Here is a 13,004-nt window from a genome sequence, read left to right as displayed (position 1 = left end):
TCACTGATAGGACGGAACGGGCGCGGCAGCATGACGGCGCGGGGTTCCACCGGTTACCCGGTGTCACCCCGCGCCGTGGATCATGCCCCGATGCGGGTGGTGCTCAGCTGGCCGACTCGGCGATGACCCGCTCCTCGGAACCCTCCTTCTTGGCCGCTTCCGGCTTGGCCGGGGCCGCCGGCACGCCCGGCACGATGCCGGCGAGACCGGAGAGCATCTGACCGAGCTGGGAGGTGACGGCGTCCTTCTGCCGGGTGAGGTCCTCGACCTCGCGGCGGGCCGCCTGGGTGGTCAGCTCGGCCTCGGTGCGGGCCTCGCTGAGCAGCCGCTGCGACTCGGCCTTGGCCTCGTTGAGCGTCTTCTCGGACAGCGCCTTGGCCTTTTCCACCGTCTCGTTGGCGGTGCGCTCGGACTCGACCCGGCGGGCCTCGGCCCGCTGCTCGATCTCCTTGGCCCGCTCCTGCGCGGCCCGGGCCCGCTGCTCGGCCTCGCTGACCAGCTTCTGGGTCTGCGCGACCTGCGCGGCATGCCGCTCGGACTCCTCGCGCTCGGCCTTCTCCCGCCGCTCGGCGAGCTGGAGCTCCAGGGCCTGCAGGTCCTTGTCGCGCTTGTCGCGCGCGTCGGTGAGCAGCTTGGTCGCCTCGGCGCGCTTCTCCTCGGCCTCCCGCGCGGCCTTGGCCCGCTGCTGGGTGATCTCCCGCTCGGCGGTGGCCCGCAGGGTGGCGACCTCACGCTCGACGGTGGACTTCAGCTCGGCCACCTCGTGTGCGGTGACGGTACGCAGCTGCTTGGTCTCCCGCTCGGCGTCCGCGCGCAGGGTGTCCGCCTCGCGGCGGGCCTGGACCCGGACCTCCGCGGCCTCCCGCTCGGCGGTGGTGCGGACGCTGCCGGCCTCCCGCTCCGCGGTGGCCTTCATCGCGGCCGCCTCGGCGCGCGCCTTGTCGGTGATCTCGCGGGCCTCGAGGCGGGCGGCGGAGAGGATGCCCTCCGACTCGCGCTTGGCCTCGTTGCGGTGGTCGTTGGCCTGCTCTTCCGCCAGCCGGAGGATCTGCTCGACGCGGGTGCCGAGGCCGGACAGGGTCGGCCGGCTGTTCTCCTCGAGCTGCTTGTTGGTGTCGGTGAGCTTCTGCTCCAACGCGTTCTGGCGCTGCTCGGCCTGGCGGAGCCGGCGCTGGGCGTCGTTCATCCGCTGCTCGGCCTCGGCGCGGGCCTGCTCGGACTGGGTCAGCGCGGCGGTCAGCCGACCGATGAAGTCATCGACCTGACCGGTGTTGTATCCGCGCAGGCCAACGGTGAAATCGGGCTGTGAGTTCGCGTTATCGAAGAACGCAAGCGGGGAGGACTGCTGCTGGGGCATTGGGACATACTCGCAGACGCCCCAGGGTGCTTCGCAAGAGCGGTGCGCAGCTTTCGTGTCCTCATTACATGGTCAACTCGCGGTCCCGGTGGGACCGGACCAAACGGCGATCTTGGCAGGTCCCGGGGCGGGTCGGGCGTCACGCAAGGTGAGCGGGAAAAGGGCCGCGGGACGATGCCCCGCGGCCCTTTGTCAGCCGTGACTCGAATGGTGCGCCGGGTGATGGAAAGGCAATGGCCGCCTCGCCGCAATGGCCATCCCGGCCTTACCCGTACGGGTCAGTGGCCCCGGAACCGGTTGATCGCCGTTTCGTGCCGGGCGCGCAGCTCGGTGTCGCGGACGCCGAGGCCGTCCGTCGGCGCGAGGCAGCGGACGCCGACCTTGCCCTGGTGCGCGTTGCGGTGCACCTCGTACGCGGCCTGGCCGGTCTGCTCCAGCGAGTAGGTCTTCGACACCGTCGGGTGGATCTGACCGAGCGCCACCAGGCGGTTGGCCTGCCAGGCCTCGTGGTAGTTGGCGAAGTGGCTGCCGACGATCCGCTTGAGGTGCATCCAGAGGTACCGGTTGTCGTACTGGTGCTGGTAGCCGCTGGTGGAGGCGCAGGTGACGATGGTGCCGCCGCGCTTGGCCACGTAGACGCTGGCGCCGAAGGTCTCCCGGCCGGGGTGCTCGAAGACGATGTCCGGGTCCTCGCCGCCGGTCAGCTCGCGGATCCGCTCGCCGAAACGACGCCACTCGTCCGGGTCCTGGGTCTCCTCGTCCTTCCAGAACCGGAAGCCCTCGGCCGCGCGGTCGATGACCAGCTCGGCGCCCATCTTCCGGCACAGCTCGGCCTTCTCCGGGGAGGAGACCACGCAGACCGGGATGGCCCCGCCGTTGAGCGCCATCTGGGTGGCGTAGCCGCCCAGGCCGCCGGAGGCGCCCCAGATCAGCACCACGTCACCCTGCTTCATGTTGGCCCCGTGGTGCGACACCAGCTGCCGGTACGCGGTGGAGTTGACCAGCCCGGGGCTGGCCGCCTCCTCCCAGCTCAGGTGGCGCGGCTTCGGCATCAGCTGGTTGGCCTTGACCACGGCAAGCTCGGCGAGCCCGCCGAAGTTGGTCTCGAAGCCCCAGATCCGCTGCTGCGGGTCGAGCATGGTGTCGTCGTGGCCGGCCGCGTCCTCCAGCTCCACCGACAGGCAGTGCGCGACCACCTCGTCGCCGGCCTTCCACTTCGTCACCCCGGGCCCGGTGCGCAGCACCACGCCGGCGGCGTCCGACCCCACCACGTGGTACGGCAGGTCGTGCCGGCGGGTCAGCTCGGAGAGCCGGCCGTAGCGCTGGAGGAACTTGAAGGTCGGCAGCGGCTCGAAGATGCTGGTCCAGACGGTGTTGTAGTTGATCGCGCTGGCCATCACCGCGACCAGGGCCTCGCCCGGGCCGAGCTCCGGGGTGGGCACCTCCTGCAGGTGCAGGGCCTTGCGCGGGTCCTTGTCCCGGGTGGCCATCCCGTCGAACATCCGGGTGTCCTCGGCGCGCACCACCACGCCCCGGTAGCTCTCCGGTACCGGCAGGCCGGCGAGGCCGGCGAGCTCCCGCTCCGGCTGGCCGGAGCCCTCCGCCGCCATGATCGCTTCGAGGATGTCCTGCACGGTGACCTCCCGTTCGTCCGCACCCACGCCGGGGGGCAGGGGGTGCTGCCATCGTCGGCGCCGGTGCGACCGACCGCCATGTCGGCAATCGACACATCCGGCACCGGTCGCGCTCCTTGTGGGGTCGGACGTTACTGAACGGTAGCTAGGGCCGGAAGCCCTGTGTGAAAAACTGCATCCGCCGATGCGTGGAGGTGTCCGGGGAAGCGGCGAACCGCGCAGGGCCGCGCTCGGTCCGGATGCCGGTGGGACCCCGGAACCCGAGGCCCCACCGGGCGGGTCAGTGGCCGGCGGCCGGCTCGACCAGCTCGACCAGGACGCCGCCGGCGTCCTTGGGGTGGACGAAGTTGATCCGGGAGTCGGAGGTGCCCCGCTTCGGCTTCTCGTAGAGCAGTCGGACGCCGCGCTCGCGCAGCGCCGCGCAGGCCGCGTCGATGTCCGCCACCGTGTACGCGACCTGCTGCACACCCGGACCGTTGCGGTCCAGGAACTTCGCGATCGTCGACTCCGGCGTCAGCGGGGCGAGCAGCTGCACGCACCCGCCCTCGGTGCTCGGGCCGACGGCCAGCATCGCCTCGCGTACGCCCTGCTCGGTGTTGGTCTCGGTGTGCACGCAGCGCATCCCGAAGGTGCGCTGGTAGAAGTCGATCGCGGCGTCCAGGTCGGCCACCGCGATCCCGACGTGGTCGATGCGGCGCAGCCCGATGTCTGTGACGTAGTCCGCAGCGGGCTCGACGGGGGAGTTCTCTGCCATGGCGCTAGTCTGACCGAACAATCGTTAAGGCGTACAGCTCGGCACCCCCCTCGGAGGCAGGCATGGCTTCGGTGATCGTCAGCGGCGCGCGGACCCCGATGGGTCGGCTGCTGGGCAACCTCAAGGACCTCCCGGCGACGAAGCTCGGCGGGGTGGCGATCAAGGCCGCGCTGGAGCGCGCCGGCGTCACCCCCGACCAGGTGCAGTACGTGATCATGGGGCAGGTGCTCCAGGCCGGCGCCGGTCAGATCCCGGCCCGGCAGGCGGCGGTCGAGGCGGGCATCCCGATGTCCGTGCCGGCCCTGACCATCAACAAGGTCTGCCTCTCCGGCCTGGACGCGATCGCCCTGGCCGACCAGCTCATCCGGGCCGGCGAGTTCGACATCGTGGTGGCCGGCGGCATGGAGTCGATGACCAACGCCCCGCACCTGCTGCTCGGCCAGCGCAGCGGCTACAAGTACGGCGACGTCACGATCAAGGACCACATGGCCCTCGACGGGCTCAGCGACGCCTGGGACTGCTGCTCGATGGGCGAGTCGACCGAGCGGCACGGCGTCAAGCACGGCATCACCCGCGAGGAGCAGGACGCCTTCGCCGCGGCCAGCCACCAGCGGGCCGCCGCCGCGCAGAAGAACGGCCACTTCGCCGACGAGATCAGCCCGGTGATCATCCCGCAGCGCAAGGGCGAGCCGCTGGTGATCAGCGAGGACGAGGGCATCCGGCCGGACACCACCGCCGAGTCGCTGGGCAGGCTGCGGCCCGCCTTCACCAAGGACGGCACGATCACCGCCGGCAGCTCCTCGCCGATCTCCGACGGCGCCGCCGCCGTGGTCGTGATGAGCAAGGCCAAGGCGAAGGAGCTGGGGCTGACCTGGCTGGCCGAGATCGGCGCGCACGGGAACGTGGCCGGCCCGGACAACTCGCTGCACTCGCAGCCCTCGAACGCGATCCAGCACGCCCTGAAGAAGGGCGGCCTCAGCGTCGCCGACCTCGACCTCATCGAGATCAACGAGGCGTTCGCCCAGGTCGGCATCCAGTCCGCGCGGGACCTCGGGATCAGCACCGACAAGGTGAACGTCAACGGCGGCGCGATCGCGCTCGGCCACCCGATCGGCATGTCCGGCGCCCGGCTGGTGCTCACCCTCGCGCTGGAGCTCAAGCGGCGCGGCGGCGGCACCGGCGCGGCCGCGCTCTGCGGCGGCGGTGGCCAGGGCGACGCGCTCATCATCCACGTGCCGGCGGGCGGCGAAGCCCAGCAGTGAGCGCGGGATCCAGTCGATCCCGCGGGCCGAACAGGGGACATGACCAGTGAGCGCGAGGAGTGAGCCGGGTTTGCGAGCCCCGCAGTCGCGAACGAAGGCGGCACAGTGAGTGAGACCGTCGAGAACGCCCCGGCGGCGGCCGTCGGATCGGTGCGCCGCAGCCGGGACGTACCGATGCTGGTGGAGCGGGCCCGCGCGGGTGACCCCCGCGCGGTGGCCCGGCTGATCACCCTGGTCGAGTCCGGCGACGAGGTGCTGCCGCAGGTCGCGGCGGCCCTCGCCCCGTACGCCGGTCAGGCCCAGGTGGTGGGCCTGACCGGGTCCCCGGGCGTGGGCAAGTCGACCACCACCAACGAGCTGGTCCGGGCGCTGCGGGCGCGCGGCCACCGGGTGGGCGTGCTGGCCATCGACCCGTCCAGCCCGTTCACCGGCGGGGCGATCCTCGGCGACCGGGTCCGGATGCAGGATCACGCCACCGACCCGGGCGTCTACATCCGCTCGATGTCCAGTCGGGGGCACCTCGGCGGGCTCTCCGCGGCGACCCCGCAGGCCGTGCGGGTGCTCGAGGGCGCCGGCTGCGACGTGGTGCTGGTGGAGACCGTCGGCGTCGGGCAGGCCGAGGTGGAGGTCGCCTCGCTGGCCGACACCACGCTGGTGCTGCTCGCCCCGGGCATGGGCGACGCGATCCAGGCGGTGAAGGCGGGCATCCTGGAGATCGCCGACGTCTTCGTGGTCAACAAGGCCGACCGGGACGGCGCCGACGCCACCGTCCGCGACATCCAGGGCATGATCGCCCTGGGCGAGCGCGGGCCGGGGGAGTGGCGGCCGCAGGTGGTGCGGGCCATCGCCGCGCGGGGCGAGGGGATCGACGACATCGCCGCCGCCATCGACAAGCACCGCGGCTGGCTGGAGCAGCACGACGAGCTGCGCCGCCGCCGGGAGGCGCGGGCCGCCGCCGAGGTCGAGGCGATCGCGCTCGGCGTCCTCCGCGCCCGGATCGGTTCGCTGCGCGACGGTACGGAGCTGACGACGCTCGCCGCCAAGGTGGCCGAGGGCGCCATCGACCCGTACGCGGCCGCCGACGAGCTGCTCGCCCAGCTCGGCGCCTGAGCGGTCCACTCCGGACCGGACCCACCTAGTACGCTCGCACCGCCTCACGGTCGTGGGGCGGTGCGCGTGTGTGGTGGGGGTAGGAGCATGGCTGACGAGGCGACCCAGGAGCTGTCCGTGACGCCGGACACGGTGGCGGGCGGCACGACGCACGTCTCCGACGAGGTGGTGGAGAAGATCGCGGTGGCCGCCGCGAAGTCCGTGCCCGGAGTGGCCGAGCTGGGCGGGGACGTGGCCCGGTTCTTCAACGCGGTGCTCGACAAGGTCGGCCTGGACCAGGTGGGGGATGCCCGGCGGGGCTGCTCGGCGCACGTCACGAACGGCGCGGCGGTGGTCAACCTGGTGCTGGTGATCGAGGGCGGCCGGCCGGTGCCGGAGGTGACCGACGCGGTGCGGTCCGCGGTGACGGCGGGCGTCGAGGCGTACGGGCTGCGGGTCGACGAGATCAACATCCGGGTCGACGACGTGGCCCTGGGCGGTCCGGCGGTGCCCTCGGCCTGACCAGGTTACCGACCGGTACGAACATCCTTAGCGATCGTTCAGGCCTCCGTTCTACACTCGGTCTTCAGTCGAGGACTCGAGGAGGAGCTCCGCGGATGAACGCCGACGAGATCGCCGCCGGACGGGCACGCTGGCAGGCCCGCTACGACGCCGCGCGCAAGCGGGACGCGGACTTCACCACGCTCTCCGGGATGACCGTGGACCCGGTGTACGGCCCGCCGGAGGGTGCCGCGTACCCGGGCTTCGAGCGGATCGGCTGGCCGGGTGAGTTCCCGTACACCCGGGGGCTCTACCCGACCGGCTACCGCGGGCGGACCTGGACGATCCGGCAGTTCGCCGGGTTCGGCAACGCCCAGCAGACCAACGAGCGCTACAAGATGATCCTCGGCGCGGGCGGCGGCGGGCTCTCCGTCGCGTTCGACATGCCGACGCTGATGGGGCGCGACTCCGACGACCCGCAGGCGCTCGGCGAGGTCGGCCACTGCGGCGTGGCCGTCGACTCGGCCGCCGACATGGAGTCGCTCTTCGACGGCATCGACCTGGCCGGCGTCACCACCTCGATGACCATCTCCGGCCCGGCCGTGCCGGTGTTCTGCATGTACTTGGTCGCCGCCGAGCGGCAGGGCGCCGACCTGTCCACCCTCGACGGCACGCTCCAGACGGACATCTTCAAGGAGTACATCGCGCAGAAGGAGTGGCTCTTCGACCCGGAGCCGCACCTGCGCCTGATCGGCGACCTGATGGAGTACTGCGCCGGGGAGATCCCGCGCTACAAGCCGCTCTCGGTCTCCGGGTACCACATCCGCGAGGCCGGCTCGACCGCCGCGCAGGAGTTGGCGTACACCCTGGCCGACGGGTTCGGCTACGTCGAGCTGGGCCTGTCGCGCGGGCTGGACGTCAACGTCTTCGCCCCGGGGCTGAGCTTCTTCTTCGACTCCCACGTGGACTTCTTCGAGGAGATCGCCAAGTTCCGCGCGGCCCGCCGGATCTGGGCCCGCTGGCTGCGCGACGTCTACGGCGCCACCAGCGAGAAGGCGCTCTGGCTGCGGTTCCACACCCAGACCGCCGGGGTGTCGCTGACCGCCCAGCAGCCGGTCAACAACGTGGTGCGGACCGCCGTCGAGGCCCTCGCCGCGGTGCTCGGCGGGACCAACTCGCTGCACACCAACGCCCTGGACGAGACCCTCGCCCTGCCCACCGACGAGTCCGCCGAGATCGCCCTGCGTACCCAGCAGGTGCTGATGGAGGAGACCGGGGTGATCAACGTGGCCGACCCGCTCGGCGGGTCGTGGTACGTCGAGGCGCTCACCGACAGGATCGAGGCCGAGGCCGAGGAGATCTTCGCCCGGATCCGGCAGCTCGGTGGCGAGGGGCCGCACCAGATCGGGCCGATGACCTCGGGCATCCTGCGCGGCATCGAGGACGGCTGGTTCACCGGCCACATCGCCGAGTCGGCCTTCGTCTACCAGCAGGCGCTGGAGAAGGGCGACAAGAAGATCGTCGGGGTCAACTGCCACACCGGCACGGTCACCAAGGACCTGGAGATCCTGCGCATCTCGCACGAGGTGGAGCTGGAGCAGCGCCGGATGCTCGCCGAGCGCAAGGCCGCCCGCGACGAGACCGCGGTCAAGGCCGCCGTCGCCCGCATGGTCGAGGTCAGCCGCACCACGGAGAACATGATCCCGGCGATGCTCGAGGCGGTCCGCGCCGAGGCCACCCTCGGCGAGATCTGCGACGCCCTCCGCGCCGAGTGGGGCACCTACCGCGAACCCGCCCGCTTCTAACCCCACCCCCACCCTTCGCGATCTTGCACTTCGGGCCCCTCTGATGCGGCATCTGTCGCATTTGCCGGGGCAGAAACTGCAAGATCGCGGAGAGGTGGCGGGGGTGGGGGCGAGCGGGGTGGTGAGAGGGGTGGTGAGCAGGGTGAGAACTGCAACTGTCGCCGTCGCGGTTGATCTGAGTTCGGCGGGGTCCGTGCGAGACTAGATAACCATGAGCGACCCACGGATCACCTCGTCGATCTTCACCCGCGGCGCGGTCGACCTCAGCGCGCTGCGCGGCACACCGGCCCCCACCCGTCCCACCACACCGGCCCAGTCCGGGCCGCCCACCGGTCTTCCGGGCGCTCCCGCCCCAGGCGGCGGCGGGGTGGCCGTGCTCGACGTGACCGAGGCGACCTTCCAGTCGGAGGTGCTGGAGCGTTCGCTCAGCACCCCGGTGGTGGTGGACTTCTGGGCCGAGTGGTGCGAGCCGTGCAAGCAGCTCTCCCCGGTGCTGGAGCGGCTGGCCGCCGAGGGCGACGGCGCGTGGGTGCTGGCCAAGGTGGACGTGGACGCCAACCCGCGGATCGCCCAGATGTTCCGGGTGCAGGGCATCCCGATGGTCTACGCGGTGGTCGGCGGGCAGCCGATCGACGCCTTCTCCGGGGTGGTGCCGGAGGCCCAGCTCCGCCAGTGGATCTCCGCCGTGCTCAAGGCCGGCGGCGTCGCCGTGGCCGAGCCGGAGGACCCCCGCCTCGACGAGGCCGACGACGCGCTGATGAGCGGCGACCTGGACGCCGCCGAGCGGGCGTACCGGAAGATCCTGGCCGAGTCCCCGGCGGACGCCGCGGCCGAGGCCGGGCTCGCCCAGGTCGGGCTGGCCCGCCGGGTCGCCGGCGCCGACCCGCAGGCCGCGCTCACCGCCGCCGAGGGCGCCCCCGACGACGTCGAGGCGCAGCTCCTCGCCGCCGACATCGAGGTGCTCAGCGGCCTGGCCGAGCAGGCCTACAAGCGGCTGGTCGGCCTGGTCCGCCGGACCGCCGGCGACGACCGCGAGAAGGTACGCCAGCACCTGGTCGGCCTCTTCGCCATCGCCGGCCCGGAGGACCCCGCCGTCGCCTCGGCCCGCCGGGCCCTGGCCAGCGCCCTGTTCTGAGTTCGTAGCACGCCAGCGCGGGCCGGCGTTCCGGCCGGCCCGCCCGACCACCGAGGACGGGAGCCCATGATGCGCCGGATCGCCGTCCTCGACGCGCCGACCAACCTGGGGCTGCGCCCACCCACCACCACCTCCGTCCCCGGCTGCGCCAAGGCGCCCGGCGCGCTGCGCGACCACGGCCTGCTCGCCCGGCTGCGGGCCCGGGACGCCGGCTGCCTCACCCCGCCGCGGTACGACCCGGGCGACTGGCGCCCCGGCGACGGCGTCTGCCACGCCCCGGAGATCTCCGGATACTCCGTGGCGCTGGCCGACCGGATCGGCGCGATCATCGACCGGGGAGAGTTCCCGCTGGTGCTCGGCGGGGACTGCTCGGTGCTGCTCGGCTCCGCGCTGGCCATGCACCGGCTCGGCGAGGCGGTCGGCGGCCGGATCGGGCTGGTCTTCGTGGACGGCCACTCCGACTTCCGGCACCCCGGCAACGCCTCCTATGTCGGCGCGGCGGCGGGGGAGGACCTCGCCCTGGTCACCGGCCGGGGGCAGGCCGACCTGGCCGCCATCGAGGGACGCCGCCCGTACTTCCGGGACATCGACGTGGTGGTGCTCGGCATCCGGGCGCAGGACGAATACCGACTCGACCTCCAGGCCGCCGGGATCACCACCCGGCCCGTGCCGGCGCTGCGCGCCGAGGGCGCCGCGCGGACCGCGCAGTGGGCGCACGAGCAGCTCGCCGACTGCGCCGGCTACTGGGTGCACATCGACGTGGACGTGCTCGACCCGGCGGTGATGCCGGCGGTGGACGCCCCGGACCCGGGCGGCATCGCCTTCGCCGAGCTGGAGATCCTGCTTGCCGGCCTGGTCGACACCCCGCACTGCCTCGGCGTCGAGCTGACCGTCTTCGACCCGGACTACGACCCCGACGGGTCGTACGCGGCCGAGATCGTCAACACCGTGGTGTCCGGGCTGGCGCCGGTCTCCGCGCCGGCCGCGATGCCGCCGCGGCTGCTTCCGGCCACCCCGGCGCCGCCGTCCCCGAGGCGGGGCAACGGGCGACCCCAGCCGAGCGGGCTGGCGGCACCGGCGCCCCTGGTCGCGCCGGCCCCGGCGGTGGCGGTCGAGCCGATCGGTCCGGTCGTCGAGGACGCCACGCCGGTGGAGGCCGCCGCGCCGGCCCAGCCGGATGGTCCGGAGCCGCTGGGGTCCCGGGCGTCGGCGGGACCCGGGCTGCTGCGTCGCGTCGCCGCGCCCGAGGAGGAGCGCCTCGCGGGCCGGGAGCCGGTGGGGCCGCCCGCCTCGGCCGGCCCCGCGCTGCTGCGCCGGACGTCGCCGCCGGAGGCGGAGGCCACGCCCGAGCCGGGCGACGACGATTCCCCCGGGCCCAGCGCCGGCATCGCCTGACCGGTCCCGCGCCCGGCGGTCAGCGGGCGGCGAGGGCGCGGAGGAAGCGCTCGCTGATCGGCACCGCACTGTCGGTGCTCGACCCGCCCTGCTCGACGAAGACCGCGAACGCGACGTCGCCCTGCCAGCCGACGAACCAGGAGTGGGTGTGCGCCGGGTTGTTGTCGTACTCGGCGGTGCCGGTCTTGCCGTACACCGGCTCGCCGGGGACGTCGGCGAGGGCCTTGGCCGTGCCGGCGGTGACCACCCCGCGCATCATCGTCTTCAGCGCCGCGACGGACTCCGCCTTGAGGGCCGCAGCCGCCGGGGCGGGCTGCTGCGGCGCCGGGTCCAGCACCAGCTTCGGCTGCTCCCAGTGGCCTCGGGCCACGGCGGCGGTGGCACCGGCCATCGCGAGCGGGCTGACCACGGTGGTGCCCTGGCCGATCGCCGCGGCGGCCTGCTCGGTGCCGGAGCCACCGGTGGAGACCTTGCCGGTGAAGACATCGGCGCCCAGGTCCCACTTCGCCTCCAGGCCGAGGGTACGGCCGGTGGTGGCGAGACCGTCCGGGCCGAGCTTCGGGGCCAGCGAGGCGAAGGCGGTGTTGCAGGACTTCGCGAAGTCGGTGCTGAACGGCACCGCCCCCAGCTCGAAGTTGTCCGAATTCTTGAACGGCCGGCCGTCCACCACGAACGTCTTCGGGCAGGCGACCGTTGCCTCCGGGGTCACCGCGCCCCGGTCAAGCAGGGCGAGCGCGCTGACCGTCTTGAACGTCGAGCCGGGCGGCACCTGGGCGGTGAAGGCGAGGTTCTCCCCGGCCGGGCCGGGCCCGTTGGCGGCGGCGAGCACCGCGCCGTCGCTGATCCGGAGCACCACCAGGGCGGCCCGCCGCTTCTCCCCGCGCAGCGCCGCGTCGGCGGCGTTCTGGGTGGCCACGTCCAGGGTGGTCTTCAGCGGCTGGCCGGTCCTCGGCTCGCTGCGGAACACCTCGGCGCCGGTCGTCATCCCCGGCTCTCCGGGCTTGGGCCGCTCGATGACGACGGTGAGCCCGGGAACCCCGCGCAGGCGGTCGTCGTACCGGCCCTGGAGGCCGCCGTGGCCGACCAGGTCGCCGGCGACGTACCGGTCGGGGTGCGCCTTCAGGTCGTCGGCCTGTGCCGGGTCGGCCGAGCCGAGCAGGGCTCGGGCGAACTCCCGCGTCGGTGCCAGATCGAGCGTGTCGGTCGGGAATTTGGTGCCCGGCAGGTCGTAGATCCGGGGCTTGATCTGCCGGTACGCCTCCTCGCGCAGGGTCACCACCTCGACCAGGGCAGTCGGCTCCGCCTCGGAGAGGCGTTTCGGCAGATCGGACAGGTCGACCGGCGGCACGAGCGCGGGCCGGATCGCCTTGAACGCGGCGTCGAGCTGCCGGACCAGCCCCCGCACGTCGGTGACCTCGCTGGGCTGCACGCCGACCCGCACCACCCGGCGGGGCGCCACGATCGGGGCGCCCGCGCCGTCCAGCACCCCGGCCCGGCGCGCGCGGTCCCGGCGCAGCGCCAGCCGGTCGCCCTCCTCCAGCTGCTCCTGCACCAGCGTCGGCTCCCAGATCACCTGCCACTGGTCGTCGCTGCCGCGCTTGAGGCGGACCGGCCGGTCGTACACCCAGCGGGTCTGCCCCGGCAGCGTCCAGGCGACCTCCACCTGGGCGGTCGCGGTGTCCGCGGTGACCTTGGCCTCGCCCTTGCGCCGCAGCGTGGGCGGGGTCTCCACCAGCTCCCCGGAGAGCCCCCGGATCTCCTTCGTCACCTCGGCCGCCGGCACCCGGGCACCGGTCGCGTCGATGAAGCCGACCGTGTGCAGGTCGCCGGAGCGCCAGCCGGCCAGGAACGCGTCCACGCTCTGCTCGGGGCCGTCCTCGGTCGAGCAACCGGCCAGCGCGCCGGCGGCGAGCATGGCGGCGGTCACCGCCGCGAAGATCGGCCGGAGTGGGGATCGGCGACGACGAACGGGGTACGACACGAGCATGAAGCTGTCCCTCCGGTGTGAAACTGCCCTGCAGGCTAGTACGGACCGCGCTCTCCCACGGCCCCGCCACCGCTCCGACGTGCGG

Annotated in this window: 9 protein-coding genes and 1 pseudogene; 6 read left to right on the top strand and 4 right to left on the bottom strand. The window is 73.1% G+C overall.

Annotated features, from left to right (window positions below):
• Positions 1-103: 103 nt before the first annotated feature.
• The 3 genes from EV384_RS32580 to mce all read right to left on the bottom strand — a co-directional run bounded on the left by EV384_RS32580 (position 104) and on the right by mce (position 3,745).
• Positions 104-1,357, bottom strand: coding sequence for a DivIVA domain-containing protein (locus tag EV384_RS32580; protein ID WP_130339474.1), 1,254 nt, complete (start codon positions 1,355-1,357; stop codon positions 104-106).
• A gap of 278 nt (positions 1,358-1,635) precedes the next feature.
• Positions 1,636-2,991, bottom strand: a complete 1,356-nt coding sequence (gene ccrA / locus EV384_RS32575) for a crotonyl-CoA carboxylase/reductase (RefSeq protein ID WP_130340945.1) — start codon at positions 2,989-2,991, stop codon at positions 1,636-1,638.
• Positions 2,992-3,271: 280 nt separating this feature from the next.
• A complete protein-coding gene (mce, locus tag EV384_RS32570) occupies positions 3,272-3,745 on the bottom strand; it encodes a methylmalonyl-CoA epimerase (RefSeq protein WP_130339472.1) in 474 nt (157 codons plus the stop codon).
• Positions 3,746-3,807: 62 nt separating this feature from the next.
• On the opposite strand from mce, the gene EV384_RS32565 reads away from it, so the two are divergent.
• The 6 genes and pseudogenes from EV384_RS32565 to EV384_RS32540 form a co-directional block, all read left to right on the top strand.
• On the top strand, positions 3,808-5,007 hold the full coding sequence (locus tag EV384_RS32565; protein ID WP_130339470.1) for an acetyl-CoA C-acetyltransferase: 1,200 nt from the start codon (positions 3,808-3,810) through the stop codon (positions 5,005-5,007).
• 174 nt (positions 5,008-5,181) lie between these two features.
• The gene (meaB, locus tag EV384_RS32560) at positions 5,182-6,117 is read left to right on the top strand and encodes a methylmalonyl Co-A mutase-associated GTPase MeaB (protein ID WP_423202978.1); all 936 of its coding nucleotides are present in this window, start codon (positions 5,182-5,184) and stop codon (positions 6,115-6,117) included.
• An 87-nt stretch (positions 6,118-6,204) separates the two neighbouring features.
• Positions 6,205-6,618, top strand: coding sequence for an Asp23/Gls24 family envelope stress response protein (locus EV384_RS32555; protein WP_130339466.1), 414 nt, complete (start codon positions 6,205-6,207; stop codon positions 6,616-6,618).
• A 95-nt stretch (positions 6,619-6,713) separates the two neighbouring features.
• Positions 6,714-8,402 (top strand): coenzyme B12-dependent isobutyryl-CoA mutase large subunit, encoded by a 1,689-nt coding sequence (icmA, locus tag EV384_RS32550; protein WP_130339464.1) that lies wholly within the window; start codon positions 6,714-6,716, stop codon positions 8,400-8,402.
• 211 nt (positions 8,403-8,613) lie between these two features.
• On the top strand, positions 8,614-9,537 hold the full coding sequence (locus tag EV384_RS32545; protein ID WP_130339462.1) for a tetratricopeptide repeat protein: 924 nt from the start codon (positions 8,614-8,616) through the stop codon (positions 9,535-9,537).
• Positions 9,538-9,603: 66 nt separating this feature from the next.
• Positions 9,604-10,782 (top strand): annotated as a pseudogene (locus EV384_RS32540) (arginase family protein); the annotation flags it as partial.
• Between the two features lie 169 nt (positions 10,783-10,951).
• Here the strand turns inward: EV384_RS32540 and EV384_RS32535 are convergent.
• A complete protein-coding gene (locus EV384_RS32535) occupies positions 10,952-12,919 on the bottom strand; it encodes a penicillin-binding transpeptidase domain-containing protein (protein WP_130339460.1) in 1,968 nt (655 codons plus the stop codon).
• Positions 12,920-13,004 lie beyond the last annotated feature (85 nt).

The organism is Micromonospora kangleipakensis (genome assembly GCF_004217615.1).
Lineage (GTDB): Bacteria > Actinomycetota > Actinomycetes > Mycobacteriales > Micromonosporaceae > Micromonospora > Micromonospora kangleipakensis.
The sequence above is the reverse complement of the archived record's forward strand: the minus strand, read 5'-3'. Positions and strand labels throughout refer to the sequence as shown.